The sequence below is a fragment of the Mesorhizobium sp. M1088 genome (assembly GCF_040318575.1).
Taxonomy (GTDB): Bacteria; Pseudomonadota; Alphaproteobacteria; order Rhizobiales; family Rhizobiaceae; genus Mesorhizobium.
This window is the reverse complement of record NZ_JAMYMO010000008.1, coordinates 56,366-81,841: the sequence shown is the minus strand read 5'-3', so window position 1 is coordinate 81,841 and position 25,476 is coordinate 56,366. Positions and strand designations below refer to the sequence as shown.

22 protein-coding genes are annotated in these 25,476 nt (G+C 64.0%); 8 read left to right on the top strand and 14 right to left on the bottom strand.

The window, feature by feature from the left end; all coding sequences use genetic code 11:
- Positions 1-65 precede the first annotated feature (65 nt).
- Complete coding sequence (locus tag NKH49_RS12660; RefSeq protein WP_352926258.1) at positions 66-2,354, top strand: PAS domain-containing hybrid sensor histidine kinase/response regulator; 2,289 nt, start codon at positions 66-68, stop codon at positions 2,352-2,354.
- A gap of 149 nt (positions 2,355-2,503) precedes the next feature.
- On the top strand, positions 2,504-3,379 hold the full coding sequence (gene olsB / locus NKH49_RS12655) for a l-ornithine N(alpha)-acyltransferase (protein ID WP_023675251.1): 876 nt from the start codon (positions 2,504-2,506) through the stop codon (positions 3,377-3,379).
- Between the two features lie 112 nt (positions 3,380-3,491).
- On the opposite strand, the gene grpE is transcribed toward olsB, so the two are convergent.
- Complete coding sequence (gene grpE, locus NKH49_RS12650) at positions 3,492-4,127, bottom strand: nucleotide exchange factor GrpE (protein ID WP_023675250.1); 636 nt, start codon at positions 4,125-4,127, stop codon at positions 3,492-3,494.
- A gap of 236 nt (positions 4,128-4,363) precedes the next feature.
- Here grpE and NKH49_RS12645 point away from each other — a divergent pair, with 236 nt between their 5' ends.
- Positions 4,364-4,567 (top strand): hypothetical protein, encoded by a 204-nt coding sequence (locus tag NKH49_RS12645; protein ID WP_023675249.1) that lies wholly within the window; start codon positions 4,364-4,366, stop codon positions 4,565-4,567.
- A gap of 126 nt (positions 4,568-4,693) precedes the next feature.
- Positions 4,694-5,716: a fatty acid desaturase gene (locus NKH49_RS12640; RefSeq protein ID WP_352469420.1), complete on the top strand. Its 1,023-nt coding sequence runs from the start codon at positions 4,694-4,696 to the stop codon at positions 5,714-5,716.
- Positions 5,717-5,863: 147 nt separating this feature from the next.
- On the opposite strand, the gene NKH49_RS12635 is transcribed toward NKH49_RS12640, so the two are convergent.
- The 6 genes from NKH49_RS12635 to cysG all read right to left on the bottom strand — a co-directional run bounded on the left by NKH49_RS12635 (position 5,864) and on the right by cysG (position 11,597).
- A complete protein-coding gene (locus NKH49_RS12635; protein ID WP_352539419.1) occupies positions 5,864-6,484 on the bottom strand; it encodes a DJ-1/PfpI family protein in 621 nt (206 codons plus the stop codon).
- Between the two features lie 137 nt (positions 6,485-6,621).
- Positions 6,622-7,158, bottom strand: a complete 537-nt coding sequence (locus tag NKH49_RS12630) for a DUF934 domain-containing protein (RefSeq protein WP_352613061.1) — start codon at positions 7,156-7,158, stop codon at positions 6,622-6,624.
- A 202-nt stretch (positions 7,159-7,360) separates the two neighbouring features.
- Entirely contained in the window at positions 7,361-8,125 is a 765-nt protein-coding gene (locus NKH49_RS12625) for a phosphoadenylyl-sulfate reductase (RefSeq protein WP_352448339.1), read from the bottom strand.
- Entirely contained in the window at positions 8,100-9,770 is a 1,671-nt protein-coding gene (locus NKH49_RS12620; protein WP_352469418.1) for a nitrite/sulfite reductase, read from the bottom strand. Before NKH49_RS12620 ends, NKH49_RS12625 begins: the two co-directional genes overlap by 26 nt.
- A gap of 73 nt (positions 9,771-9,843) precedes the next feature.
- A complete protein-coding gene (locus NKH49_RS12615) occupies positions 9,844-10,149 on the bottom strand; it encodes a DUF2849 domain-containing protein (protein ID WP_352613064.1) in 306 nt (101 codons plus the stop codon).
- A complete protein-coding gene (gene cysG / locus NKH49_RS12610; protein ID WP_352539422.1) occupies positions 10,146-11,597 on the bottom strand; it encodes a siroheme synthase CysG in 1,452 nt (483 codons plus the stop codon). The genes NKH49_RS12615 and cysG overlap by 4 nt, the downstream gene beginning before the upstream one ends.
- Before the next feature lie 440 nt (positions 11,598-12,037).
- On the opposite strand from cysG, the gene NKH49_RS12605 reads away from it, so the two are divergent.
- A complete protein-coding gene (locus tag NKH49_RS12605) occupies positions 12,038-12,487 on the top strand; it encodes a baeRF12 domain-containing protein (protein WP_352448343.1) in 450 nt (149 codons plus the stop codon).
- 227 nt (positions 12,488-12,714) lie between these two features.
- The gene (locus NKH49_RS12600; protein ID WP_352684504.1) at positions 12,715-14,487 is read left to right on the top strand and encodes a cation:proton antiporter domain-containing protein; all 1,773 of its coding nucleotides are present in this window, start codon (positions 12,715-12,717) and stop codon (positions 14,485-14,487) included.
- A gap of 112 nt (positions 14,488-14,599) precedes the next feature.
- Here NKH49_RS12600 and NKH49_RS12595 read toward each other — a convergent pair whose 3' ends face one another.
- The 6 genes from NKH49_RS12595 to NKH49_RS12570 all read right to left on the bottom strand — a co-directional run bounded on the left by NKH49_RS12595 (position 14,600) and on the right by NKH49_RS12570 (position 20,888).
- The gene (locus NKH49_RS12595) at positions 14,600-15,352 is read right to left on the bottom strand and encodes an SDR family NAD(P)-dependent oxidoreductase (protein ID WP_023718933.1); all 753 of its coding nucleotides are present in this window, start codon (positions 15,350-15,352) and stop codon (positions 14,600-14,602) included.
- 85 nt (positions 15,353-15,437) lie between these two features.
- The gene (locus tag NKH49_RS12590; protein WP_352613066.1) at positions 15,438-15,776 is read right to left on the bottom strand and encodes a hypothetical protein; all 339 of its coding nucleotides are present in this window, start codon (positions 15,774-15,776) and stop codon (positions 15,438-15,440) included.
- Between the two features lie 3 nt (positions 15,777-15,779).
- Positions 15,780-18,032 carry a transglycosylase domain-containing protein gene (locus NKH49_RS12585; RefSeq protein ID WP_352613068.1) on the bottom strand — a complete coding sequence of 751 codons (2,253 nt, stop codon included), beginning with the start codon at positions 18,030-18,032 and terminating at the stop codon, positions 15,780-15,782.
- A gap of 291 nt (positions 18,033-18,323) precedes the next feature.
- Entirely contained in the window at positions 18,324-18,575 is a 252-nt protein-coding gene (locus NKH49_RS12580) for a hypothetical protein (RefSeq protein ID WP_352613070.1), read from the bottom strand.
- 203 nt (positions 18,576-18,778) lie between these two features.
- Positions 18,779-19,399 (bottom strand): ribonuclease D, encoded by a 621-nt coding sequence (locus tag NKH49_RS12575; RefSeq protein WP_254816792.1) that lies wholly within the window; start codon positions 19,397-19,399, stop codon positions 18,779-18,781.
- Between the two features lie 103 nt (positions 19,400-19,502).
- Positions 19,503-20,888 carry a M20/M25/M40 family metallo-hydrolase gene (locus tag NKH49_RS12570; protein WP_352613072.1) on the bottom strand — a complete coding sequence of 462 codons (1,386 nt, stop codon included), beginning with the start codon at positions 20,886-20,888 and terminating at the stop codon, positions 19,503-19,505.
- A gap of 443 nt (positions 20,889-21,331) precedes the next feature.
- On the opposite strand from NKH49_RS12570, the gene polA reads away from it, so the two are divergent.
- Both polA and NKH49_RS12560 read left to right on the top strand, forming a co-directional pair.
- A complete protein-coding gene (gene polA, locus NKH49_RS12565) occupies positions 21,332-24,280 on the top strand; it encodes a DNA polymerase I (protein ID WP_352469411.1) in 2,949 nt (982 codons plus the stop codon).
- Positions 24,281-24,572: 292 nt separating this feature from the next.
- Positions 24,573-24,854: a type II toxin-antitoxin system RelE/ParE family toxin gene (locus NKH49_RS12560; protein WP_352448351.1), complete on the top strand. Its 282-nt coding sequence runs from the start codon at positions 24,573-24,575 to the stop codon at positions 24,852-24,854.
- A gap of 67 nt (positions 24,855-24,921) precedes the next feature.
- Here NKH49_RS12560 and NKH49_RS12555 read toward each other — a convergent pair whose 3' ends face one another.
- Positions 24,922-25,326: a Fur family transcriptional regulator gene (locus tag NKH49_RS12555; RefSeq protein WP_023675234.1), complete on the bottom strand. Its 405-nt coding sequence runs from the start codon at positions 25,324-25,326 to the stop codon at positions 24,922-24,924.
- Positions 25,327-25,476 lie beyond the last annotated feature (150 nt).

The window sequence follows — 25,476 nt, the reverse complement described above, 5'->3', positions numbered from 1 at the left end:
GCGACCGCTAAAATTCGAGCGATCAACCACAAGCTTCGATAAGCTCTGTCTGGCAGGAGTTCCGTATGATTGCGGAACCCGGCATCAGAGAGGCGGAACCAGCCGAACGGGCCGACGGGACGGCCCCCGCGGCGCCAGGACGGCAGCTTGTCGCCGCGCCACCGCTGGCGCCGGAACTGCCGGCCTCCAACCGCGAAGGCCTGCCCTTCCTGACGCTCGTCGCCATCGTCGTGCTGGCAGCCTTTTCGCATCTGACCGGGGCGCCGATCTTCATCACTATCGGCCTTTTGGCGACAGCCATCGCCGGGCTCGCCATGCATCTGCGCAACAGGCGCACCGAGCGCCGCGCGGTGGCCCTGCTCGATGCCACGACCGCCCGCAGCCGCGCCGAAATAGAGACGCTGGCCGACCGCATGTGGGAGATGCAGGAGAGCGAGGAGCGCTTTCGCGGGCTGATCGATGCACTCGGCGATCTCGTCGTCCATCGTGACCGCGACGGCCACATTGTCTACGCCAACAAGGTTTTCGCCGACCTTGTCGAAACCGACCAGCGCGACCTTGCCGGCAAGACCCTGGCCGAACTAGGCATCGATGTCGGCATCGTCCCCGACGCCGCGTTTTCCGACCATGAATGCCTGAGTTCCACCGACGTCGCCATTCGCACGCCGGACGGCCCACGCTGGTTCTCTTGGATCGAGCTGTCGGTGCGCGACAAGGACAGCGGCGCCGTTTCGCATCGCGCCATCGCCCGCGACATCACCGCTCGCAAGCGCGCCGAATCCTCGCTGATCACCGCCCGCGAGCGGGCCGAATATGCGAGCCAGGCCAAATCGCGCTTCCTCGCCACCGTCAGCCACGAGATCCGCACGCCGATGAACGGCATCATGGGCATGGCCCGGCTTCTCGCCGACACCAGCCTTTCGCCCGAGCAGCGGACCTATGTCGGCGCCATCTCGACCTCGGCCAGCGCGCTGCTGGCGCTGATCGAGGACCTGCTCGACTACTCCAAGATCGAGGCCGGCCGCTTCGATCCCGAACCGCAGCCGATGTCGGTGCGCGAGATCGCCGACAATGTCATCGAGCTTTTGGCGGCGCGGGCTTTTGCCAAGGATATCGGCCTCGGCTGTCATGTCGAACCCGACGTGCCGCAGCTGATCACCGCCGACCCCGGCAGGGTCAGGCAGGTGCTGCTCAATCTCATCGGCAACGCCGTCAAGTTCACCGACAGCGGCGGCGTCCTGGCAAGCATCGCCCGCGTCCGCACCGAAACCACCGACCGCATCCGCTTCACCATCACCGACACCGGCCCCGGTCTGCGCGAGGAGGACATGGAGCGCATATTCGAGGACTTCGAACAGGCTGACGGCACCTCGACCCGTGCGCATGGCGGTGCCGGCCTCGGTCTCGCCATTTCCAAGCGCCTGGTGACCGCCATGGGCGGCACTATCTCTGTGTCAAGCCGGCTTGGCCAGGGGTCCGAATTCGTCTTCGAGATTCCCGCTATTTCCGCCGTCGAGGCGCCGCAGATCCGCCAGGACGCGCTGTCGGGCCGGCATGCCGTGATCGTGTCGAAGAACCTGGTCGAGGCCGAAGCCCTCGCCCGCACCATTCGCGCCAATGGCGGCACGGTCGATCTGGCCACCGCCGCCGCCCAGGCCACCCCTTTCGCCGAGAGCTGCGACGTGCTGCTGATCGATGCTGCCATGGAGCAAAGCGACGGCAGGCTGCTCAGGCGCCTGCGCCAGAGCGGATTTGCCGATTGCGAGGCAGTGACGCTGATCGCACCGACCGACCGTGGCATGCTTGGCGAGTTCCGTGCCAATGGTTACGCCACCTTCCTTGCGAGGCCGGTGCGCGGTGAGACATTGCTGCGCGTGCTTTTGACCAGCCACGCGCCGGTCGTCGCCGAGCCGCAACTGCAAAGGCGCGGCGCGCAGACGGGGCACGCCATTGGCGCCCGCCAGCACGGCCTGTCGGTGCTGATCGCCGAGGACAACGACATCAACGCCATGCTGGCCCGCGCCACGCTGCTGAAGGCCGGGCATCGCGTGAAAGTGGTCGGCAACGGCAAGGCCGCCGTCGAGGCGGTCATCAGCACCGGCCACAAGCACCGTTACGACGTGGTGCTGATGGACTTGCATATGCCTGTCATGGACGGCCTGGACGCCATCGCCGCCATCCGCCGCCATGAGGAGGAGACCGCGGTGCCGCCGGTGCCGATCATGGTGCTGTCGGCCGACAGCCAGGAAAAGACCCGCCACGCCGTGCTCGCTCACGGTGCCAGCGGCTTCGTCACCAAGCCGCTCGACCCCGATGCCCTGGTTCATGCGGTCGAAGGGCAAGCGGCCGCCTGAGGCACAACATCGACGGTTGATAGATTGCCCAGCCGACGAAGTATTGCCCGCAGAGCCGTATCACGGTACTGTCACAATCCTGTTGCACCTACACCGTATCCCCGTGCCAAGAGGGATGGCTCGAAGGAGAATCACTCGTGCATACAGTCATGCCGGAATGTGATGCTCGGCCGAACGCCAGCGGGCCTTTGCTCGTCGGCCGGAACGCCGATGCCGTCATAAAAGGCGCATCGCTCGGCCGCATCGGCAATCTCGAAGTGCGGCTCGCCCGCAACGAGGCCGAGATCGCTGCCGCGCAGGAAGTGCGCTACCGGGTGTTCTACGACGAGCTTGGTGCCAGGAAGGACCTGTTCCAGATGCAGGACCGCCGCGATGCCGATCGCTTCGATCCCCTCTGCGATCATCTCCTGGTCTTCGATACTTCGCTTTCCGGCCCCGAGCATCGCCGCATCGTCGGCACCTACCGCCTGCTGCGGCAGGAGATTGCCGCGGCCGCCGGCGGCTTCTATTCCGAAGGCGAATTCGAACTGACCAAGCTGATCGCGCGGCATCCTGGCCAGCGCTTCCTCGAGCTCGGCCGCTCCTGTGTTCTGCCCGAATACCGCTCGAAGCGCACCATCGAGGCGCTGTGGCAAGGCATCTGGGCCTATATCAACCATTACGGCATTGGCGTGATGACCGGCTGCGCGTCGTTCCACGGCACCGTGCCGGCGGCACATGCAGAGGCGCTGACCTACCTTGCCCACCACTGCCGGACGAATTCATCATGGGACGTGCGTGCCGTCGCCGGGCGCTATTGTTCGATGGATCTGATGCCGATCGAGGCCGTCAATACCAAGGCGGCGATCGCCGCGATGCCGCCGCTGGTCAAGGGCTATCTGCGCGTCGGCGCGCGCATCGGCGACGGTTGCGTCATCGACCGTGAATTCTCGACGGTCGACGTGTTCGTGGTGATGCCGGTCAAGGAGATCGGTGCCCGCTACGTCAATTATTATGGCGGAGAAGCGCAGCGGTTTGCGGCCTGAATAGGGGAGTAGGCGGAGAGAAGGCAAGGGCGCGAGTAGGCAATTGCTCTACTTTGCCCGACGTAGCGCTATTCCCTACTCCCGTACTGCCCTGTTCCCCTACTCCCCTAACTTACGCATCCTTCTCAGCCTGCTCGTTGACCGGCCCCGGCTCCACCGGCGCTTCGCTCGCCACATGCTTGGGGCCGCCCTTGGCGACGCCGACCATGGCCGGCCGCAGAACACGCTCGCCGATCGAATAGCCGGGCTGCACGACCTGCACGACCGTGTTGGCCGGTACGTCGGGATTGGGCACCTCGAACATCGCCTGGTGGAAATTCGGATCGAATTTCTCGCCCTCGGGCTCAAGCTTCTTCACGCCGTGGCGTTCCAGCGCCGACAGCATGGCGCGCTCGGTGATCTCGACGCCGTCGATCAGCGCCTTGAAGCCGGCATCGCCCGACGCCTTGGCCTCCTCCGGGATGGCATCCAGCGCACGGCGCAGATTGTCTGACACCGAAAGCATGTCGCGGGCAAAATTGGCAACCGCATAGGCGCGCGCATCGTGGACGTCGCGGGCGGTGCGGCGACGCAAATTCTCCATGTCGGCTGCGACGCGCAGCGCGCGATCCTTCAGCTCTTCGTTTTCCTTCAGAAGCCGCACAAGCGCCTCATAGTCGCCGTCGACGCCACCTTCCCTTGGCTCCGCGGCAGCCTCGGTCTTCTCGGCTTCATCGGGCGCGCGTTCGTCTTTTGCCTGGTCGCTCATCGCCGTTTCCCGTCATTTTCGAATGGTGTGGATTTGCGCCCGATATCGAGGTTTAGCGGCCAAAAATCAAGGGGCAAGCGATACTGCAGCCGCTGTCGCTGCTTGATGGCGGACGGCGCAGACCTTTCGATTTTAATTCAAACTTTACCGTACCCGACGGCTTTGCTTGCCGGGACACTACAATGCGGGAACCATTCCTCCCTTGGAAGAGTTTCGAAGCCGACACAGGATTTTGGATGATGCCCCGCAGGAATGGCGAAAAACGCGACGGGCTCGCCGCCGATATCCGGCGCCAGCTCGGCACCGAGGCGACCAAGCGCTTTCTGCGCACCTTACCGGCCTTCCGCACGGAGTCCGATATTCCCGACCGTCTGAAGGAATTGCTCGACCGCCTGGACGGCGTCGAAGCCAAGGTGGTCGCAGGCGGGCGCCGTCGGTAGACACCGTCGCCAGCAACGCGACCTGCGATTGCGGCCGCAATTCCTCGCCATCGCGCGACATTTACCCGCAGTAACTTTGCGTGATCTCCGCCTTGCGGCAGCGCGCCGCTCCGCCTATGTTTCATGATGAACATGATTTCCCCCGAAGCTGTGGCAAACAGCAAGCGCGCCTGGTTGAAGATCCTGTCGCGCTATAAAAAGCCCGACAGGCGTCGCAGCGCCGTCGAACTCGCCATCACCCTCATCCCCTTCGCCACGCTGTGGGCACTGTCCTCGGCCGCCTATGCCTATGGCCATTGGTGGGGTCTGGTCCTCATCCTTCCGGCAGCCGGCTTTCTGGTGCGTATCTTCATGATCCAGCACGATTGCGGCCACGGCTCCTTCTTTGCCAACCGCTATGCCGACGACTGGATCGGCCGCGTGCTTGGCGTGTTGACGCTGACGCCCTACGATTGCTGGCGCCGCGCCCACGCAACCCATCACGCCAGCGCCGGCAATCTCGACGAGCGCGGCACCGGCGACATCAAGACACTGACGGTCGCTGAATATCGGCAACTGTCATGGCGGGGCCGGCTCGCCTATCGCCTCTATCGCCATCCGCTGGTGATGTTTGGCCTTGGCCCGATATGGATCTTCATTTTCGAGCAGAGACTGCCCTTGGGCATGATGCGGGGCGGTTTCACCCCCTGGGTGTCGTCGATGTCGACCAATCTCGCCATCGCGGTCATCGCCGCGCTGCTCATCTGGTTCGTTGGCCCCGGCGCGTTCCTGGTCGTGCATTTGCCGATCGTCATCCTCGCCGGATCGGCCGGCATCTGGCTGTTTTATGTCCAGCATCAGTTCGAGGAGACGGAGTGGACAAAGGACTCCGAGTGGGAATTCCAGCACGCTGCCCTGCACGGTTCGTCCTATTACGACCTGCCGCCGGTGCTGAACTGGATCACCGGCAATATCGGCGTCCACCACGTGCATCACCTCTCGGCCAAGGTGCCATGCTACCGGCTTCCGGAAGTGTTGAGGGACTATCCGGAGCTGCGTGAGATCGGCCGCGTCACACTCCTCGACAGCCTGCGTTGCGTCAAGCTGGCGCTGTGGGACGAGAGTCGCAGCAAGCTGGTATCGTTCCGCGAAGCGCGGATGGCCGTGTAAAGCATACCGCCGCACCTAAAGCGCGTCGCGCTCGACCGGCCTCATGCGACGCGCTTTAGGTTATTGTTTATGCATGCCGTTATCGCAAAACCGCTGACACTTTTGCGTGACATGCGTTGGGGGTGCGGCGGGCTCCACATTCCGAGCTTAAGCCGCCCGGCGCTGGTCGCGCATCAGGATCTCGCCCTGGCGGATCTCGGTGCCCAGCACTTTCAGGCATTCGCGCATGAAGGCGGCAAGGCCCGGCCAGCCCTTGGCCGACACCAGATTGCCGTCGACATGGGCGCCGGTCGGCGCAACATCGATATAGATGCCGCCGGCCAGCGTGACTTCCGGCTCGCAATATTGCAGCGCCGCGACTTCCCTGCCGCGCACCACGCCGTCGACCGCGATCAGGATCTGCACGCCGTGGCAGATGGTGAAGATCGGTTTTCCCGTCTCATGGAAATGCCGCACCAGCGCCTGCACGCGCTTGTCGATGCGGATATATTCCGGCCCGCGCCCGCCCGCCGCGTAGACGGCATCGTAGTCGGCCGGATTGACCTCGGAAAACGTCTTGTTGAGGATGTAGTCGTGGCCGAGCTTTTCCGTATAGGTCTGGTGGCCCTCGAAGTCGTGCAGCGAGGTCTTCAGGATATCGCCGGCCTTCTTGTCGGGGCAAACGACGTGGACGGTGTGGCCCACCGCATGCATGGCCTGTTCAAAGACGAAAATCTCGTACTCCTCGCTGAACTCGCCAACGAGCATCAATATCTTCTTGCCAGCCATACCCGGTTCCTCCCTTGTGGCCACATTTATTCGGATCGCGAAATAATGGGCCTATCCTAAGGCGGAGAGGCGCAAAATAAAAGGCTGAATCGGGAATGTGGTCCGACCAGATAGGGCTTCTGGCCCTCTGGAGCGGATCAGCCGGCGCAAACCCGCCGCCAGGAATATTTCGGGCCTTTGGCCTCCGGCTTCACCGCCGGCTGATAGAACAGCGGCAGTCCGCCGGTGCGGCCTTGCTCGAGCCGCTTCAGCAGCACCGGGTGCGATACCTCGAATTCATCGAAGCCGACGCGCAGCATATGCGGCAGCTGATCGATCAGCACCTGCCCGGTGGCGCGCATAGCGCCTGCAAAATGATAACGGCTGCGCAGCAATTCGCCCTTGGAGAACGAGCGGCCGTCATTGAACGCCGGAAACGCCAGCGCAACCAGCGACAGCTGATCGAGCAGGCCTGCGATCTTCTCGAGCTGATCGCCGGGCTGCAGCAGCACACCGATGCGCTCCTTCGCCGACCGCCGCACCTCCGGATCGAGGCCTAGAAACGCCTGCAAGGGCAGGATGAAACGGCCATTGCCGACCAGCGCCTCGGCGCTTTCGGCATGAACCCACTCGTCCTCGCGGAACCCATCCGGTGTCCACAGCCGCATGGCGTTTTCGGCTATCAAGTCGCTCATCAAGAAAATTCCCAAGTCCAAAGATTCTAAAGTGCAAAACACCTCAGGGTGCGTTGAGATTCAGGTCAGGCCGAGCCGAAGGCGGGCGCGAAGCGACCAAACTGCGTGGCCTCCGAGAACCGGAGCTGAGCGTACTTTGGGTACGTGAGCGCCGGAAGCGCAGGAAGCCGCCGTTTGCAGGCCGGCTGAATATCAACATACCCTAAAGTGATGCGTCGGTCAGCGACCTTTCCAGCCCCGACAAGTGGATGCCGCATTCGGTCTTGGCGTGCCCGGCCCAGCGGCCGCTGCGCGCATCGTCGCCCGGTTGCACCGGCTGCGTGCATGGGAAACAGCCGATCGACAGATAGCCATAGGCGACCAGCGGGTTTTCACGCAGCGCATGCGCGCGCATGTAGCCGGCCTGGTCCGATGTCGTCCAGTGCGCCAGCGGATTGATGCGGATGCGCGAGCCGACCGCCTCGAACACCGGCAGCGCTGCCCGGGTCGCCGCCTGGAAGCGCTTGCGGCCGGTGAACCAGGCGCGGAACGGCTCGACGCCGCGCGCCAGCGGCTCGACCTTGCGCACGTCGCAGCAGGCGTCGGTGTCGGTCTCGTTCAGATTGCCGGTCGGGTCGATCCTTGCCAGCGCCGCATCGTCGGGCCTGATCACCCGGATATCGCTCAGCCCGAAATCGGCGGCCAGCGCGTCACGATAGCCGAGCGTCTCCTCGAAATGCTTGCCGGTGTCGAGAAAGATCACCGGCAGCGTGCGGTCGATCTCGGCGATCATGTGCAGCAGCACCGCCGAATCCGCGCCGAAGGACGAGACGGCGGCAATTTCGCCGTGAAAGAACTCCCGGGTCGACCGCTCGATGATCTCCAGCGGCTTCAGATGGCCGTAGAGCGCGTCGAGACCCGCCGCTTGGGCGGCGATGCCGGCCTCGACGTCGACGATACGGTCAAGCGGCCTTGGCTTCGCCAGCATAGAGCGCCTCCTTGAACGGCGCGGGACCGACTCGGCGGTAGGCGTCGATGAATCTTTCGTTTCTGTCCAGCCGAAGCCCGAGATAGGTCTCGACGATCTGCTCGATGGCATCGGTGATCTCTTCCGAACTGAAGCCGCGGCCGATGATCTCGCCGACCGAGGTGTTCTCGTCGGCCGAGCCGCCGAGCGTCACCTGGTAAAGCTCGGCGCCTTTCTTCTCGACGCCCAGGATGCCTATATGGCCGACATGGTGATGGCCGCAGGCATTGATGCAGCCGGAAATCTTCAGCTTCAATTCGCCGATGTCGCGCTGGCGCTCCAGAGAAGCAAAGCGCCGCGAGATTTCCTGCGCCACGGGAATGGAACGCGCCGTTGCCAGCGCGCAATAGTCAAGGCCGGGGCAGGAGATGATGTCGCTGATCAGGTTGGAATTGGCCGTCGCCAGCCCGATATCGACAAGCGCATCATAGACCGCCTTGAGGTCGGCCCGCGCCACATGCGGCAGGATCAGGTTCTGCTCGTGACTGACGCGCAGCTCGTCGAATGAATATTTTTCGGCAATGTCGGCGACCGCTTCCATCTGGCTGTCGGAGGCATCGCCCGGCGTCTCGCCGATGCCCTTGAGCGAGATGGTCACTGCCGCGTAGTCGGGATGGCGATGGGTGACCACATTCTGGTCCAGCCATTCGGAAAAGCTCTTGGAGTCGAGGCGGGCAAGCTTGACCGCCTCGTCGCCTTCCGGCCGGTCGACAAGCGGAGGCGGCGCGAAATAGGCATCGATGGCGCGGATGTCTTCTTCCGGCAGCCTCAGCTCGGCGTCCTTCAACTCCTGCCATTCGGCCTCGACCTGGCGGGTGATCTCCTCGACGCCGGTCTCATGGACCAGGATCTTGATGCGCGCCTTGAACTTGTTGTCGCGCCGGCCATAGAGGTTGTAAACGCGCAGGATCGCCGTGCAGTAGGACAACAAATCCGCTTCGGGCAGGAAATCGCGGATCTTCTTGGCGACCATTGGCGTGCGGCCCTGGCCGCCGCCGACATAGACGGCGAAACCGAGCTCGCCGGCGGCGTTCTTCTTCAGGTGCAGGCCGATGTCGTGCGTCTGGATGGCGGCGCGGTCGCGCTCGGCGCCGGTCACCGCGATCTTGAATTTTCGCGGCAGGAACGAGAACTCCGGATGCACCGAGGACCATTGCCGCAGGATTTCGGCATAGGGGCGCGGATCGGCAACCTCGTCAGCGGCGGCGCCGGCGAAGTGGTCGGCGGTGACGTTGCGGATGCAATTGCCGCTGGTCTGGATGGCGTGCATTTCGACGCTTGCCAGATCAGCCAGGATCGCCGGGATGTCCGACAGCGCCGGCCAGTTGAACTGGATGTTCTGGCGCGTCGTGAAATGGCCGTAACCTTTGTCGTATTTGCGGGCGATGTGGCCGAGCATGCGCAGCTGCTTGCTGTTCAGCGTGCCGTAGGGCACCGCGATGCGCAGCATATAGGCATGCAGTTGCAGATAGACGCCGTTCATCAGTCGCAGCGGCCGGAACTGGTCCTCGGTGATCTCGCCGGCAAGGCGCCGCGCAACCTGGTCGCTGAACTCGGCGACGCGTGCCTTGACGAAATCGTGGTCGAACTCATCGTAACGGTACATATTCAGGTCTTTCCGGGCGCGTCCGCCCGTTATTTTCTTCGTTCGAGCATGATCGGGATCATGCTTGTGTCATCTATGCCGCACGTGCGGCTTGCGGACGGGCCTGCTTGCCCAGGTCGTTGCGGGTGGTCGGGCCGGCGGCACGGATCTTTTCACGTAGCCGGACCGCTTCGACCGTGCCGTTGGCCACGGTCACGTCTATCAGGCTGACGTCGACCACTTCGTTGTTCGCGGAGGCCTTGGCGCCGATTGCCTCCAGCCGGTCCTCGGCCGCCTTGTCATGGGCGATGTCGGCATGGTCGATGATCTCGGCCCAGCCGCCATTGGCGTACCAGACGGCTATGCCGTCGGCGAGGCGGTTCGCGGTCAGGACTTTCATTGGCTCACTCCTTGCGCGGCAGCACTCGCCACGCTTTCCTGCCTGTGTGCCGCCAGCGGCTCGGACCGTTCGAAATTGGCGCCGGCGACCGCATCGCCGATGATGGTCATCACCGGGCCGCTGAGGTCGGCGCGCGCCTCCAGCGACGGCAGGTCGGCGAGTGTGCCGTGGAAACGGCGGCGATTGGCAAGGCTGGCATTCTCGACCACGGCGACGGCCGTATCCGGCGACAGGCCGGCTTCGATCAGCCGGCCGGCGACCTCGGCGGCGACCGAGCGGCCCATATAGACGGCGACCGTCGCGCCGGAAATGGCGAGCTTTGCCCAGTCGGGCAGCGAATTTCCCTTGAGGTCATGGCCGGTGGTGAACACCATCGACGACGACACGCCGCGCAGCGTCAGCGGCAGTTCGAAATCGGCGGCGGCGGCGAAGGCCGCGGTGACGCCCGGAACCACTTCGTAGGCGACGCCGGCATCGCGAAGTGCCGCCATCTCCTCGCCGGCCCGGCCGAACACCAGCGGGTCGCCGGACTTCAGCCGCACGACACGCTTGCCGGCGTGGCCAAGCTCGACCAGCAGCGCATTGATCTCGGCCTGGCTCTTGGAATGGCAGCCCTTGCGCTTGCCGACCGGCAGGCGCTCGGCATCGCGACGGCCCATTGCGACGATCGCCTCCGGCACCAGCGCGTCATGGACGATCACGTCGGCTTCCATCAGCAGGCGATGGGCGCGCAGCGTCAAAAGGTCCTCGGCGCCTGGACCGGCGCCTACAAGCGCGATATGGCCCGATGCCGGTTCTGTCGAAAGCAGCAGGCCGACGGCCGCATCATGCGCCTGCGAAAGCTCGCCTGCCTCGACAGCGCGGGCCGGCGCGCCGCCAAAGAAATCGCTCCAGAAGCGGCGGCGGGCATTGCCCTTCGGCAGCAGTCTTTCGGCGGTGTCGCGAAACGATGCGGCGAGCGCTGCGAGCGGCCCGAGCGAGGGCGCCAGCATGCGGTCGATGCGGCTGCGCAGCATCTGCGCCAGCACCGGGCCGGCACCTTCCGTGCCGATGGCAATGGCGACCGGCGCGCGGTTGACCAGTGCCGGCGTGAAGAAATCGCATAGCTCCGGCCGGTCGACGGCATTGACCGGAATGCCCAGCCGGCGCGCATCCCCGGCAACGCGGCGATCGAGCGCCTCGTCGCCGCTGGCGGCAAACACCATCACCGCACCATTGAGATGTGCTGCATCATAGACGTCGGCGATGTGGGCGGCCCCCGTCTCGGCGATAAAGGCCAGCAGCTCCGGGCTTGTTTCATCGCTGACGATGCGCAGCACAGCGCTCGACTGCGCGAGCAGCCGCGCCTTGGCCAGCGCTTCCTCTGCGCCGCCGACGATGGCTATGGCTTCGCCCTCGACCCGCATGAAGACGGGAAAGGCATTGAGCTTGGGTGTGGCTTGCGGCATGACGAGCGGAATCCTGGAACCGTTTGTCAGTTCTACGCGGAGGCGCGAAAAACCAGAAGGCACCCACTCGCGCATCGCTTCGTAGCAGGCAATCTCTTTTCTGCAAGCATGAAGGCCAAGAGAAAAATATTCCACATTCAAATGCGGGGCAGATTGAAGCTGCTGTTGCAGCCCTTGATCCGCTGCCTTTTTAGCGGCCGGAGGAGCTAACCACAAAACAGATTTTTCTAAATTCTATCAATTTAGTAGATTAAGCCGCCGGATGCTGACCGAGCGATCGACGGCAGCCCCGCACTCTCGCCGACCCCTGTCGGAGCACCGGGTCCGAGTGCCGGAACATTCCCGCCTCGGCACGCGTTTGCTCTATGGACCCAGGCCCGGTCACACCCCTGCGGCAAAGGCCCGGCGATGGGCTCGAAAAATCAAAAAAGGAGCGCCCCATGAGCAACGTCAGACTGAAACGCGGACTATGGATCGTGGTGGCAGATGGCGAAAAGGCGCTGTTCCTCGAGAACCGTGGAGACGTCCAATATCCCGACCTTCAGGTCGTGCACGAGATGGAGCAGGAAAATCCGGCAACCCGAGAACAAGGCACGGACCGCCCCGGCCGCTACAGCGACGGCCCTTCCGTCCACCGCAGTGCGGTCGAGGACACCGACTGGCACCGTCTCGGCAAGGAGCGTTTTGCCGAAGAGATTGCCGACAGGCTCTACAAGCTCGCGCATCGCGGCAGCTTCAAGGAGATCGTGCTGATCGCGCCGCCGCCGGTGCTGGGCGACATGCGCAGGAAGCTGCACAAGGAGGTCACCGACAAGATAACGGCCGAAATTCCAAAGACGCTGACCAACCACAGCATACCCGATATCGAGAGCCTGCTGCAGGCGACCTGATCGGGCATCGGCGGCGCGCAACTTTCGTTTCCGTAGCAATCGCCTGCCTGGAGCAGGCCGCGCCGGGTGGCAACGCTTGCCGGCTCAACGCCTTTTTGCCGCCTTGCCATCGATTTCATGGGAATTGCGGGTTGTCTCGCGACTGTCCCAGCCTCCATACTGCCAAGGCGGCGGCTTTTGGACGGCGCATATCCGACATCGCGATTCCTGAAGGTGCTCCATAGACAATGCCGCATGACACGCCCCTTATCGCCACCATCGTCGCCGGTCTGGGGCTGGCTTTCGTCTTCGGCGCACTTGCCAACCGTTTTCGCGTGCCGCCGCTGGTAGGCTACCTCGTCGCCGGCGTTCTGGTTGGACCGAACACGCCGGGTTTCGTCGCCGATGCCGGCCTCGCCAATGAACTTGCCGAGATCGGCGTTATCCTGCTGATGTTCGGCGTCGGCCTGCATTTCTCGCTGAAGGACCTGTTGTCGGTCCGCGCCATCGCCGTGCCCGGCGCCATTGTGCAGATCGGCTTCGCGACGGCCCTCGGCGCCGGCCTTGCCTGGATGCTCGGCTGGTCGATGGGCGCGGGACTGGTCTTCGGCCTGGCGCTTTCCGTGGCCTCGACCGTGGTGCTGTTGCGCGCCCTGCAGGAGCGGCGGCTGATCGAGACCGAGCGCGGCCGCATCGCCGTCGGCTGGCTGATCGTCGAGGATCTGGCGATGGTGCTGGCGCTGGTGCTTTTGCCGGCGTTGGCCGGCGTGCTCGGCGGCCAAGAGCAGGTTGAGGTGCACTCCAGCGGTCTGCTGTCGCTGCCGGCGAGCTACGGCGTCTGGGGCGTCGTCGCCATCACACTGGCCAAGGTCGCGGCCTTTGTCTTGGTCATGCTGGTGGTCGGCCGCCGGCTTATCCCCTGGATCCTGCACTACGTCGCCCATACCGGATCGCGCGAACTGTTCCGGTTGGCGGTGCTTGCGATTGCGCTTGGCGTCGCCTTCGGCGCGGCCAAGCTGTTCGGCGTGTCGCTGGCTCTCGGCGCTTTCTTCGCCGGCATGATCATGAGCGAATCCGAGCTCAGCCACCGGGCGGCCGAGGAATCGCTGCCGCTGCGCGACGCCTTTTCCGTGCTGTTCTTCGTTTCGGTCGGCATGCTGTTCGACCCGTTCAGCGTGATCAGCAATGGCTGGCCGATCCTGGCGACGCTGGCCATCATCGTTGTCGGCAAGTCGCTGGCAGCCTTCGTCATCGTCGTCGTCTTCCGCTATCCGGTGGCAACCGCATTGATGATTTCGGCAAGCCTAGCCCAGATCGGCGAATTCTCGTTCATCCTGGCTGAACTCGGCGTCGGGCTGAAACTGCTGCCCGAACAAGGCCGCGACCTCATCCTCGCCGGCGCCATCCTGTCGATCGTCCTCAATCCGCTGATGTTTTTTGCCGTCGACCGGATGAAACCCTGGCTGGAAGCACGCGCCGGCAGGACGGCGCCGTCCGGCGAAGCAAGGCCGATCGGCCCGGCGACCGAGCCCGGCCAGGTGGCTTCGGTCGCGGCGCCTGCTAACGAGGATGGCCCACCGCCCAGGACCAGGCTGACCGGCCACACCATCCTGATCGGCTACGGCCGCGTCGGCAGCCTTGTCGGCACGGCGCTGAAGCAGGCCGCCCTGCCCTTCCTCGTCATCGAGGATGCCGACAAGACGTTGGCGAAGCTCAAGGCCGAAGGCGTCGAAACCGTACCCGGCAACGCGGCGAGTGGCGACGTGTTCGCCGCATCCAATCCCGAGGGCGCAAAGCGGCTGATCCTCGCCATCCCCAACGCCTTCGAGGCCGGGCAGGTCGTGCTGCGCGCCCGCGCCGCCAATCCGACAATCGAAATCATCGCCCGCGCCCATTCCGATGCCGAGGTCGAGCACCTCAAAAACCTTGGTGCCGACACCGTCATCATGGGCGAACGCGAGATCGCCCGCGGCATCGTCGAGGAGGTTTTGGCAGCACCGAAAGCGCCCACGGCAGCCTAAGCCTGCGCCGCCCCGCCAGCGTTGCGGTCAAGCCCTTCTCCCCGTTCTTCACGGGAGAAGGTCCCGGCAGGGGGATGAGGGGCAGCGTCAACGATTGATCAAAACCAACCGCTCAAACGTGCTGGCCGCCATTGATATGGATTTCCGAGCCGGTCACGTAGGACGCCTGCTGCGAGCACAGGAAGAAGATGATGTCGGCGACTTCTGCCGTGGTGCCCAATCTTCTCAGCGGGATTGTCTCGACGATTTTTTCGGTGCCCGGCGACAGGATCGCGGTGTCGATCTCGCCCGGTGCGATCGCGTTGACGCGAATGCCGTGCGGGCCGAAATCATGCGCCATCTCGCGCGTCAGCGAGCCGAGTGCTGCCTTCGACGTCGCATAGGCGGTACCGGCGAAAGGATGCACGCGGGTGCCGGCGATCGACGTGACGTTGACGATCGAGCCCTTGGCCGATGCCAGTTCCTTGAACAGTCCGCGCGCCAGCATGATCGGCGCGAAGAAATTCACCTGGAAGACGTCGCGCCAGACATGCATCGGCGTGTCGATCGAGTTCATGCGGCTGTTGCCGTCCTTGAGCTTCGGCGAGATACCGGCATTGTTGACCAGCGCGTGCAGCTGTCCGCCATGCGCCTCTAGCCGGTGGCGGATCTCGGAGATGGCGATGCCGACATCCTCCTGGTCGGCGAGATCGACCTTGATGTGGTCTTCAGGGCCGGCCGGCCACGGGCAGTCCTCGGCAAAGGCCTGGCGCGAGCAGGTGATGACGCGCCAGCCTTCGCGTGAAAAGCGCTTGACCGTGGCGTGGCCGATGCCACGGCTGGCGCCGGTCAGCACGATGGTCTTTCTGGTGTCGGGTTCAGCCATGTCGCGGTCTCTAGCCGAATATGGTTACAATGACGAGAGGCCGCCAGAAGATCACAGGGCCGGTCGCGTGGCTGATGGCAACCGTTCAATAGCAGGTCGGACACTGCGCATACAGGCCGAGATTGACAACAAAGACCAGAGCCGCCAACGTCCAGATAACCCCTAAGAACGCGCCACGCGAGCGCCCGGCCAGACGCGCAACGCCCCAGGCCACCCCATAAGGCAACAAAAGCCCCATGATGACGGAGCCGTATACCGCTCCGATTCTTTCCTGATCGAGGTATGCCGGATTGGGGAAATAGAGATATGGCAGATGCCGAATGACCACGACACAAACAGTCATCCCGAGCAGCAAGAGCCACTGCCACATGCTTAGACGCTTGTATCCTTTGACATCAGCCGGCTTGGCCGGTTCACCGGACATTGCCTAACCTCCGCCCAGAATATCCAGGATCGAGGTCTGCCGCTTCTTGACCGGGCCGCCGACATTGCCGGGCGGCACCGGATGCTTGATCGATCCGGTGGCGCTATCGACGCCCGGCATGGCCAGGCCGCCGGCATCGACCGTCTCGGCAGGACGCGCGGGGCGCGAAGCCGACTGGGTAGCTGCCGCAGGCGCCGCTGATTGGCCGACGGAAGCGACCGGCGCCGGCGGCGCCGTATCGGACGGTATCTCGTCCGGGACGATGGTGTCGGGCGGCGTCGACTTCCAGGTTCCGGGCAGCGGCCGCACCGGCACGCCCTCATGCGCGGCGACCATGAACTCATGCCAGGCCTGCGCCGGCAGCGCGCCGCCGGTGACCTTCTTCATCGCGCTGCCGTCATCATTGCCGAACCAGACGCCGGTGGTCAGATTGGCGGTATAGCCGATGAACCAGGCGTCGCGCGAATTCTGGCTGGTGCCGGTCTTGCCGGCCGCCGGCCAGGCGAACGCCGCCTTCCTGGCCGTGCCGATTTCGACCGTGCCGGTCATCATCGAGTTCATCATGCCGACGACATCGGGCTTGACGACGCGCGGCGCACCGCCGCCATTGTTTTCGTAGAGCACCTTGCCGTCGCTCGTCGTGACGCGGCGGATGAAATGGATGTCGGGCTTATAACCGCCATTGGCGAAGGGAACATAGGCCGAGGTCAGTTCCAGCGGCGTCACTTCCGAGGTGCCGAGCGCGATTGAGGTGTTGGCTGTCAGCTCGGACTGGACGCCCATGCGGTGCGCCGCCTCGACCACCGCATTCGGCCCGACTTCCATGGTCAGCTGCGCGGCAACCGAATTCAGCGATTTTGCCAGCGCCGTCGCCAGCGTCACCTTGCCGAAATATTTGCCGCCGTAATTGTCGGGCGTCCAGTTGCCGATCCTGATCGGCGCGTCGTTGCGCACGCTGTCGGGCGTACGGCCGGATTCCAGCGCCGCCATGTAGACGAACGGCTTGAACGCCGAGCCCGGCTGCCGGCGCGCTTCCGAGGCGCGGTCGAACTGGCTGGTCGAATAGTCGTAACCGCCGACCATCGCGCGCACCGCGCCGGAATTGTCGATCGACACCAGCGCGCCCTGGCTGACATTGAGCTTTTTGCCGCTCTGATCGATCAGCCGGCGGATCGATTGCTCGGCGAGTTTCTGCAGCGTCAGATCGACGGTCGTGTCGACGACGATGTCGCGGCGCACGTCGCCGATCAGGTCAGGCAGTTCTTCCATGATCGTATCGGCGACGTAGTTTTCCGAGCCGGTCCAGTAGGACGGCGCGCGTGTCGCCGGCGCGCTCATCGCCGTGGTCTGCTCCTTGGCGCTGATCTTGCCCTCGTCGCGCATGGCAGCGAGCACCAGCTGCGAGCGCTGCTCGGCCGCCTTCGGGTCGCGCGCCGGCGACAGCCGCGACGGCGCCTTGAGCAGGCCGGCGAGAAGGGCGGCCTCCGACAGCGTGACGTCACGCGCGCTCTTGCCGAAATAGCGGCGCGAGGCCGCTTCGACACCATAGGCGCCAGAGCCGAAATAAACCCGGTTGAGGTACATTTCGAGGATCTGGTCCTTCGTATGCTTGTGCTCCAGCCACAGCGCCAAAAGCACTTCCTGCACCTTGCGTTCCAGCGTGCGGTCCGGCGTCAGGAACAGGTTCTTGGCCAGCTGCTGGGTCAGCGTCGAGCCGCCCTGCGAAAAATGCCCGCCCAGAACATTGGTCACCATGGCCCGGGAAAGGCCGATCGGATCGATGCCGAAATGCGAATAGAAGCGGCGGTCTTCGATGGCGATGACGGCTTCGGGAATATAGGGCGACATTTCGTGCAGGCCGACGGCCTCGCCGCCGCTCATGCCGCGATTGCCAAGCAGCTGGCCGTCGACCGAGACGATCTTGATGTTGGGGGCGCGGTCGGGAATAGCCCAGGTGGTGGCCGCCGGCATTTTCGCGCCGTAATAGACGACGATGCCGGCAGTGGCGATGCCGCCCCAGATGGCCAGCACGAAGCACCAGTAGAACAGCCGGGCAAGCACGCCGAACACGCCGCGCCGGCTTTTGCCGCGCCCGCCGCGCGGCGGCTTGGCCTTGGACGATTTGCGCTTTGCAGCGGCTTTTCGGTTGCTCGGCACGACGCGGTCCTCCTCGCTTACCGAAAAACCGGCCGAGGACCTCGCCCCCGGCGATGCCTCGAAGCTGGGCTCGATGCGGCTGTCTTTCCGGTTCGCCATGCGCTGTGCTGTCTTCCCCATGCCTATGGCGTTGGGGTTGAAGACTAGATGCGGCGGTTTAAAGGCGGGTTAAGTCGGGAAAAATCGAAGTAAACTGTATTCAGTCGCTTGCCGAAGGGCTGCGGCCCGCGACAGCGCCAAAGCCGGAAATGAAAAACCCGCCTCGGCGGGCGGGTCGTTGGAGCCAATGAGCACTACAGCGAAATTAGTAGCATAGCTGCCGGCACAAAGCAAGAACAAAATGCGCGTTGCCTCAGAATAATCACTTCAGTTCGGCGGTTGCGACAACCCTCAGTCGTCGGCATCCGCATCGTCGGAGGCCGGCCGCCAGCTGATCGGCTCGATCTTCCTTTGCGTATGGACGTCCGTATAGGCCCACCAGCCGGCATCGCTTTCGTCCCAGTCGCCGCCTGCCGCCTTCAGCCGGTCGAGCGAACGGTATTGCGCGATGCTCTCGTTCATCACGCCGTCGCTGTCCTGCCAGTAGACGGTGACCTTGGAGCCGTCCCTGGGTGCCGTTTCGATTGATTTTCGGGCAGCCATTTTCATTTCTCCCGGTGAAGCGAACGGAACGCCGGGATAAGCGTCCGGTTCCTGGCCGATGGCCTTTAGGAGAATTCGCTCCGGCGAGACATATGGCGTGGTTTTTCGAGAACCGGAGCGCAGCGGACATTTGGGTCCGTGAGCACCGGAAGCGGAGAAAACTGCGCCAGATGGCCGTCGGAGTAGAATTATCATGAAGGCCATCAGCTGTGGGCGAAGATGTCCTCTTCATCCCAGCCCATCAGGTCGAGTTTCGCACGCGTCGGCAGGAAGCGGAAGCAGGCATCGGCCTCCCTGGTCCGGTTGTCGCGCGCCAGACGCGCGCTCAGCACGTCGCGCAGCCGGTGCAAATAGAGCACGTCGGAGGCGGCATATTCGAGCTGCTCGGGCGACAGCGTCTCGGCGGCCCAGTCCGATGATTGCTGCGCCTTCGACAGGCCGATCCCGAGAAGCTCGAAGCAGATGTCCTTCAGCCCGTGCCGGTCGGTGTAGGTGCGCGTCAGCCGCGACGCGATCTTGGTGCAGAACACCGGCTCCGGCATGACGCCGAAGGCGTTGTAGAGAACGGCGAGATCGAAGCGGCCGTAATGGAACAGCTTGGTGATGCTGCGGTTCTTGAGCAGGCTGACGAGGTTCGGCGCCTTCTTCTGGCCGGGCGCGATCTGGATGACGTCGGCCGAGCCGTCGCCCGGCGAGATCTGCACGACGCAGAGCCGGTCGCGATGCGGGTTCAGCCCCAGCGTCTCGGTGTCGATGGCGACCGCCCCGACATCGTAATGCAGCAGGCCGGGCAGATCGTTTTTGTGGAAACGTATGTCGCTCATCGTCTTCTCCGGTCGCGGCCCCGTGCAGCGATGCGCGACGGACCGTGCCCGTCCTTGCCGCGATCCGGCGAAAAATCAACAAAAACTTGAATCTGGCGTAATTTCAGCGTGTCAGCGCCTCGAGAATGCGCGCCCAGGAGCGCTGGCCCTTGTGGAAGGAGCTCATCTCGTACTTCTCGTTCGGCGAGTGGATGCGGTCGTCGTCGAGGCCGAAACCGACGAGCAGCGACTCCATGCCGAGATAAGTCTGGAAATCGCCGACCACCGGGATCGAGCCGCCGCTGCCGGTCACCACCGCCGGCTTCGGCCATTCGTCGGACAGCGCCTGCTTGGCCTTGGCGAGGAAGGGCGAGTCGTAGGACAGCTGGATCGCCGGCGAGCCGCCATGCGGATGAAATTCGACCGAGCAGTCGGCCGGAACGCGCTGCCTGGCAAATGCCTGGAAGGCGGCGCGGATTTTTTCCGGATCCTGTTTGTGGACCAGGCGGAAGGAGACTTTTGCCGAGGCTTGCGCGGCGATCACCGTCTTGAAGCCCTTGCCGGTATAGCCGCCGATAATGCCGTTGAACTCGGCCGTCGGTCGCGCCCAGGTCAGCTCGAGCACCGAGCGGCCCTTTTCGCCGGACGGAATCGACAGGCCGATCGGGCCGAGGAAGGTCTCGGCCGTCTCGCCGAGCGACAGCCACGACCGCAATATCTGCGACGGCGTTTCCTCGACGCCGTCATAAAAACCCGGAATGGTGACGTGACCATCCGCATCGTGGATGTCGGCCAGGATCTTTGCCAGGATGCGGATCGGATTGGCGGCCGCACCGCCATAGAGCCCGGAATGCAGGTCGCGGTCGGCGGCAGTCACCGTGATCTCCTCGCCGACCAGCCCGCGCAGCGAGACGCAGATCGACGGCGTATCGCGGTCCCACATGCCGGTGTCGCAGACCAGCGCGAAATCGGCCTTGAGCTCATCCGCATTCGCCTCGAGAAACGGCTTCAGCGACGGCGATCCGGACTCCTCCTCGCCCTCGAACAGGATTGTGATTCGGCACGGCAATCCGCCATGCACCTGCTTCCACGCGCGGCAGGCCTCGACGAAGGTCATCAGCTGGCCCTTGTCGTCGGCCGCGCCGCGGCCGGTGATCACCTTGTGGCCGGGCTCGATCTCCTTGACAGCCGGTGCGAACGGGTCGCTTTCCCACAGCTCGATCGGATCGACCGGCTGCACGTCGTAATGGCCGTAAAACAGCAAATGCGGCGCGCCCGCCGGCCCGTCGTGATGCGCGACCACCATCGGATGGCCTGGTGTGTCGCGCACGCTGGCGTCGAAGCCGATCAGCTTGAGCTCGGCGACCAGCCATTCGGCGGCCTTGCGGCAGTCGGCGGCGTAGTCCGGATCGGTGGAGATCGACTTGATGCCGAGCAGGCCGAACAGGCGTTCCAGGCTCTGGTCGAAGTTCTTGTCGAGGCGGTCGAGAACAGGGGAAACTGCGGACATCTGGCGGGCCTTTCGATTCTGGCGGCGAATCTAGAGCCCATGTTGCGAAACGGAAAGCCCGCGACCGTTGGGCCACAGCTTCCTATCCAAAGGCAAAAAAATGCCGCCGTGGTGGAGGGAACCACGGCGGCCTCTACTCGAAACGATGCGGCAGCCCGGAGAGGGGGGATAGGCTGCCGCAAGTGTCCGGGATAGGCGGGGGACGGGCCTTGCTCCGGACTTCGGCGAAAACTGCCGATGACGTTTATCTGTGTCTGCGAACGTGGCGATTCAAGGGCACAAAAATTACACTTTTGTAACATAGGCGTGAGCGAACAAAGCTCCGGCCAGGGCCGCATGGCAGGCCAGGCTCGCACGCCATTTGTCAGGGTGTTGCCGGAACCCTTGGCAGAAGCCGCCTTTGGCATGGACCGCGGCGCTGCGCCGCGCTATTCCCTCGTGCCATGAAAAAAGGCGATCATCTCTTCCTTGTCGACGGCTCCGGCTACATCTTCCGTGCCTATCACGCGCTGCCGCCGCTGTCCCGCAAGTCCGACGGGCTGCCGACCAGTGCCGTGCTCGGCTTCTGCAACATGGTCTGGAAGCTGACGCAGGACGCCCGCAACACCGATGTCGGCATCGTGCCGACGCATTTCGCCGTGATTTTCGACTATTCGTCGAAGACCTTCCGCAACGACCTCTACCCCGAATACAAGGCCAACCGCTCGGCGCCGCCGGAAGATTTGATCCCGCAATTCGGCCTGATCCGCCAGGCGACCAGGGCCTTCAACCTGCCATGCCTTGAGACGGAAGGCTACGAGGCCGACGATTTGATCGCCACCTATTGCCGGCTTGCCTGCGAAGCCGGCGCCGACACCACCATCATCTCTTCCGACAAGGATCTGATGCAACTGGTCGGCCCAACGGTTGCCATGTACGACCCGATGAAGGACCGCCAGATCGGTGTTCCCGAGGTGATCGAGAAATGGGGCGTGCCGCCACAGAAAATGATCGACCTGCAGGCGCTGACTGGCGATTCGGTCGACAATGTGCCGGGCGTGCCCGGCATCGGGCCGAAGACGGCAGCGCAATTGCTCGAACAGTTCGGCGACCTCGACACGCTGCTCGCCCGCGCCGGCGAGATCAAGCAGGACAAGCGGCGCGAATCGATCATCGCCAATGCCGACAAGGCACGCATTTCGCGTGACCTGGTGAGGCTGAAGAACGACGTGCCGGTGACCGAAGGGCTTGACGAATTCGTATTGCATGCGCCGGACGGCCCCAGGCTGATCGGCTTCCTCAAGACCATGGAATTCTCGACGCTGACCCGCCGCGTGGCCGAAGCGACCGGAACCGACGCCGGCGACGTTCCAGCCACCCCCGTCACCATAGAGCGTGCCGATACCGCGCATGGCCCCGATATGGGTTTTGGCGTGCCCGCGGCCGCCGAGAGCGCACCGCCGTCGGACGAAGCGGCACTCGAAGCTCCGGCCGCAGCCAAGCAAGGCGACACCCCATCCCTGCTTTCGGCGCTTCGCCTGGAGGCTGCCACCGCCCGCAAGATCGACACCGGCGCCTACACCTGCATCCGCGACGCCGCGACGCTGAAGGCCTGGATCGCCGAGGCGATGGAGAGAGGCATCGTCGCCTTCGACGTTAAGACGTCCTCGCCCGATCCGATGCGGGCCGAACTGATCGGCCTTGCCATGGCCGTCGCGCCCGGCCACGCCGCCTATGTGCCGCTTGCCCACAAAAACGGCAATGGCGACCTGCTCGGCGGCGGCGCGGTCGAAAACCAGGTCCCGATCCGCGACGCGCTGGCGTTGCTCAAGCCGCTGCTCGAGGACAAATCCGTCCTCAAGATCGTGCACGACATGAAATACCGCCTTGTCGTCATGAGCCGTCACGGCATCGAGATCGGCCCCTATGACGACACCATGCTGATCTCCTACGTGCTCGAGGCCGGAACCCACGGTGGCCACGGCCTGGAGGCGCTGGCCGATAAATGGCTCGGCCACGCGACCATTCCGCTGAAGGAACTGGCCGGTTCGGGAAGAAGCTTCGTCGGCCTCGATCAGGCCGACCTCGGCAAGGCGACGGCTTACGGGGCCGAGCACGCCGACGTCGCGCTCAGGCTCTGGCAGGTGCTGAAGCCACGGCTTGCCGCCAAGGGCCTGGTCTCGGTCTATGAACGGCTTGAACGGCCGTTGGTGCCGGTCCTGGCACGGATGGAGCAGCGCGGCATCTCCGTCGACCGGCAGATCCTGTCGCGGCTCTCCGGAGAACTGGCACAGGGTGCCGCACGGCTCGAGGACGAGATCTACCAGCTGGTCGGCGAACGCATCAACATCGGCTCGCCAAAACAGCTCGGCGACATCCTGTTCGGCAGGATGGGTCTGCCCGGCGGTTCAAAAACCAAGACCGGCCAGTGGTCGACCTCGGCGCAGCTTCTCGAAGACCTCGCCGCCGAAGGCCACGAATTGCCGCGCAAGATCGTCGACTGGCGCCAGCTGACCAAGCTGAAATCGACCTATACCGATGCGCTGCCCGGCTTCATCCATCCCGACACCAAGCGCGTCCACACCTCCTACGCGCTTGCCGCGACGACGACCGGGCGGCTGTCGTCCTCGGATCCCAATCTGCAGAACATTCCGGTGCGCACCGTCGAGGGTCGAAAGATCAGGACGGCCTTCATCGCCGACAAGGGCAACAAGCTGGTTTCCGCCGACTACAGCCAGATCGAATTGCGCGTGCTCGCCCACGTCGCCGAAATCCCGCAGCTCAAGCAGGCCTTCGCCGATGGCGCCGACATCCACGCCATCACCGCGTCTGAAATGTTCAACGTGCCGGTCGAGGGCATGCCTTCGGAAGTGCGCCGCCGTGCCAAGGCGATCAATTTCGGCATCATCTACGGCATTTCGGCCTTTGGCCTCGCCAACCAGCTGTCGATCGCGCGCGAGGAAGCCGGCGACTACATCAAGAAATATTTCGAGCGCTTCCCCGGCATCCGCGACTATATCGATGCGACCAAGGCCTATGCCCGCGAGCACGGCTTCGTCGAGACCATCTTCGGCCGCCGCATCCACTATCCGGAGATACGGTCGTCGAACCCTTCGGTCCGTGCCTTCAACGAGCGCGCCTCGATCAACGCCCGCCTGCAGGGCACCGCCGCCGACATCATCCGTCGCGCCATGATCCGTATGGACGAGGCGCTGGAAAAAGCCAGGCTTTCTGCCCGCATGCTGCTGCAGGTGCATGACGAGCTGGTTTTCGAGACGGTCGAAGCCGAGGTCGAGGCGACGATCCCGGTCGTCTGCCACGTCATGGAGAACGCCGCCATGCCGGCGGTATCGATGTCGGTGCCGCTGCACGTCGACGCCCGCGCAGCCAACAACTGGGAAGAGGCGCATTAAGGCGGGCCACAGAGCCATGTTCGGTTCAAGGTTCACGAGCAGCAGCGGTATGCTATAGTGCCCGTATGATCACCAAGGCACTTGAGAATCTGGTAAGGCATGCGGAAGCTTGGCCTCGCGAAGACCAGGAGGAGCTTGCTGATTACGCCCGCGTCATCGAGGCGCGGCGGACTGGCGTGTATGCGATGTCGGAATCAGAGCGCAGCGCGGTCACAGCGGGCCTAGCAGAGGCCGATCACGGCACTTTCGTAGATGAGGATACCGTTCGCGCGGCCGACACCCGCCGCAGGCTATGAAGGTCCGATTTACGCGGCAAGCCTTTGCCGAACGCGAGGCGATTTTCAACTACCTCGAAGAGCGGGCGCCTCAGGGCGCCCTTTCAGTCATTTCTCGGATCCACGCTGGGATTTCGCGACTTGCCGAATTTCCCGAAAGCGGTCACGCGACCGACATCCCTGGCGTTCGCGTCCTCTTCATAGGCCGCTACCCTTATAAGGTCTTCTATCGTGCCCGTGCCGACGCAATTGAGATCCTGCACATCCGGCATACCTCAAGGAGACCCTTTCCCTACTGAGCCGATCCGGGAACACCCGGCGAGGGCTCGGAAAACCTTGCTCCGCCTTCGCCGCGTTGCTCCGGCCTCAAGCCGCCTCGGCCAAACACTTCGCACATGTCCCACGAAACTCGATCACCGCCTTCTTGGCGGCGAAGCCGGTCGAGCGCACCCATTCGTCGAGCCGGTGGCCGACATCATGGTCGGAGAACTCGGTCACCTGGCCGCAGGTGTCGCAGATGGCAAACGCCGTCATCGAATGGCTGTGGTCGTGCGGCTCGGCACAGGCGACGAAGGAATTGAGGCTTTCGAGCCTGTGCACGAAGCCGGATTTCACCAGCGTGTCGAGCGCCCGGTAGACCTGCAGCGGCGCGCGAAAACCGCGCTCGCGCAGTTGGTCGAGCAACGTATAGGCGCTGAGCGGGCCGCTGGCGGCCTCGAGCTTCTCGAGAACGCAAAGCTGGTTCTTCGTCAGTACATCCCTTGCCGCCATGATCCTGTTCCAAGCCGCTCCGTGCCGATCGCTGCCATTTCGCAAGCAGTCGGACCTCTTCCACTGAGATAGCGACGAACTGCCATTTTTGCTACTGTTTCTATTCGCAGCCGGTGGTCGGCTGGCCGGCGGCGCCATATTCAAAATACT

Bases quoted from the DNA above. Each gene is read 5' to 3' on its own strand.
- NKH49_RS12570 (WP_352613072.1), bottom strand. From the start codon at position 20,888: ATGTCCGCAGTTTCCCCTGTTCTCGACCGCCTCGACAAGAACTTCGAC.
- NKH49_RS12580 (WP_352613070.1), bottom strand. From the start codon at position 18,575: ATGGCTGCCCGAAAATCAATCGAAACGGCACCCAGGGACGGCTCCAAG.
- NKH49_RS12590 (WP_352613066.1), bottom strand. From the start codon at position 15,776: ATGTCCGGTGAACCGGCCAAGCCGGCTGATGTCAAAGGATACAAGCGT.
- NKH49_RS12635 (WP_352539419.1), bottom strand. From the start codon at position 6,484: ATGGCTGGCAAGAAGATATTGATGCTCGTTGGCGAGTTCAGCGAGGAG.
- NKH49_RS12605 (WP_352448343.1), top strand. From the start codon at position 12,038: ATGAGCAACGTCAGACTGAAACGCGGACTATGGATCGTGGTGGCAGAT.
- NKH49_RS12585 (WP_352613068.1), bottom strand. From the start codon at position 18,032: ATGGCGAACCGGAAAGACAGCCGCATCGAGCCCAGCTTCGAGGCATCG.
- NKH49_RS12625 (WP_352448339.1), bottom strand. From the start codon at position 8,125: ATGCTGGCGAAGCCAAGGCCGCTTGACCGTATCGTCGACGTCGAGGCC.
- NKH49_RS12560 (WP_352448351.1), top strand. From the start codon at position 24,573: ATGAAGGTCCGATTTACGCGGCAAGCCTTTGCCGAACGCGAGGCGATT.
- NKH49_RS12630 (WP_352613061.1), bottom strand. From the start codon at position 7,158: ATGAGCGACTTGATAGCCGAAAACGCCATGCGGCTGTGGACACCGGAT.
- NKH49_RS12600 (WP_352684504.1), top strand. From the start codon at position 12,715: ATGCCGCATGACACGCCCCTTATCGCCACCATCGTCGCCGGTCTGGGG.
- NKH49_RS12595 (WP_023718933.1), bottom strand. From the start codon at position 15,352: ATGGCTGAACCCGACACCAGAAAGACCATCGTGCTGACCGGCGCCAGC.
- cysG (WP_352539422.1), bottom strand. From the start codon at position 11,597: ATGCCGCAAGCCACACCCAAGCTCAATGCCTTTCCCGTCTTCATGCGG.
- NKH49_RS12640 (WP_352469420.1), top strand. From the start codon at position 4,694: ATGAACATGATTTCCCCCGAAGCTGTGGCAAACAGCAAGCGCGCCTGG.
- NKH49_RS12645 (WP_023675249.1), top strand. From the start codon at position 4,364: ATGATGCCCCGCAGGAATGGCGAAAAACGCGACGGGCTCGCCGCCGAT.
- NKH49_RS12615 (WP_352613064.1), bottom strand. From the start codon at position 10,149: ATGAAAGTCCTGACCGCGAACCGCCTCGCCGACGGCATAGCCGTCTGG.
- NKH49_RS12575 (WP_254816792.1), bottom strand. From the start codon at position 19,399: ATGAGCGACATACGTTTCCACAAAAACGATCTGCCCGGCCTGCTGCAT.
- olsB (WP_023675251.1), top strand. From the start codon at position 2,504: ATGCCGGAATGTGATGCTCGGCCGAACGCCAGCGGGCCTTTGCTCGTC.
- polA (WP_352469411.1), top strand. From the start codon at position 21,332: ATGAAAAAAGGCGATCATCTCTTCCTTGTCGACGGCTCCGGCTACATC.
- NKH49_RS12555 (WP_023675234.1), bottom strand. From the start codon at position 25,326: ATGGCGGCAAGGGATGTACTGACGAAGAACCAGCTTTGCGTTCTCGAG.
- grpE (WP_023675250.1), bottom strand. From the start codon at position 4,127: ATGAGCGACCAGGCAAAAGACGAACGCGCGCCCGATGAAGCCGAGAAG.
- NKH49_RS12660 (WP_352926258.1), top strand. From the start codon at position 66: ATGATTGCGGAACCCGGCATCAGAGAGGCGGAACCAGCCGAACGGGCC.
- NKH49_RS12620 (WP_352469418.1), bottom strand. From the start codon at position 9,770: ATGTACCGTTACGATGAGTTCGACCACGATTTCGTCAAGGCACGCGTC.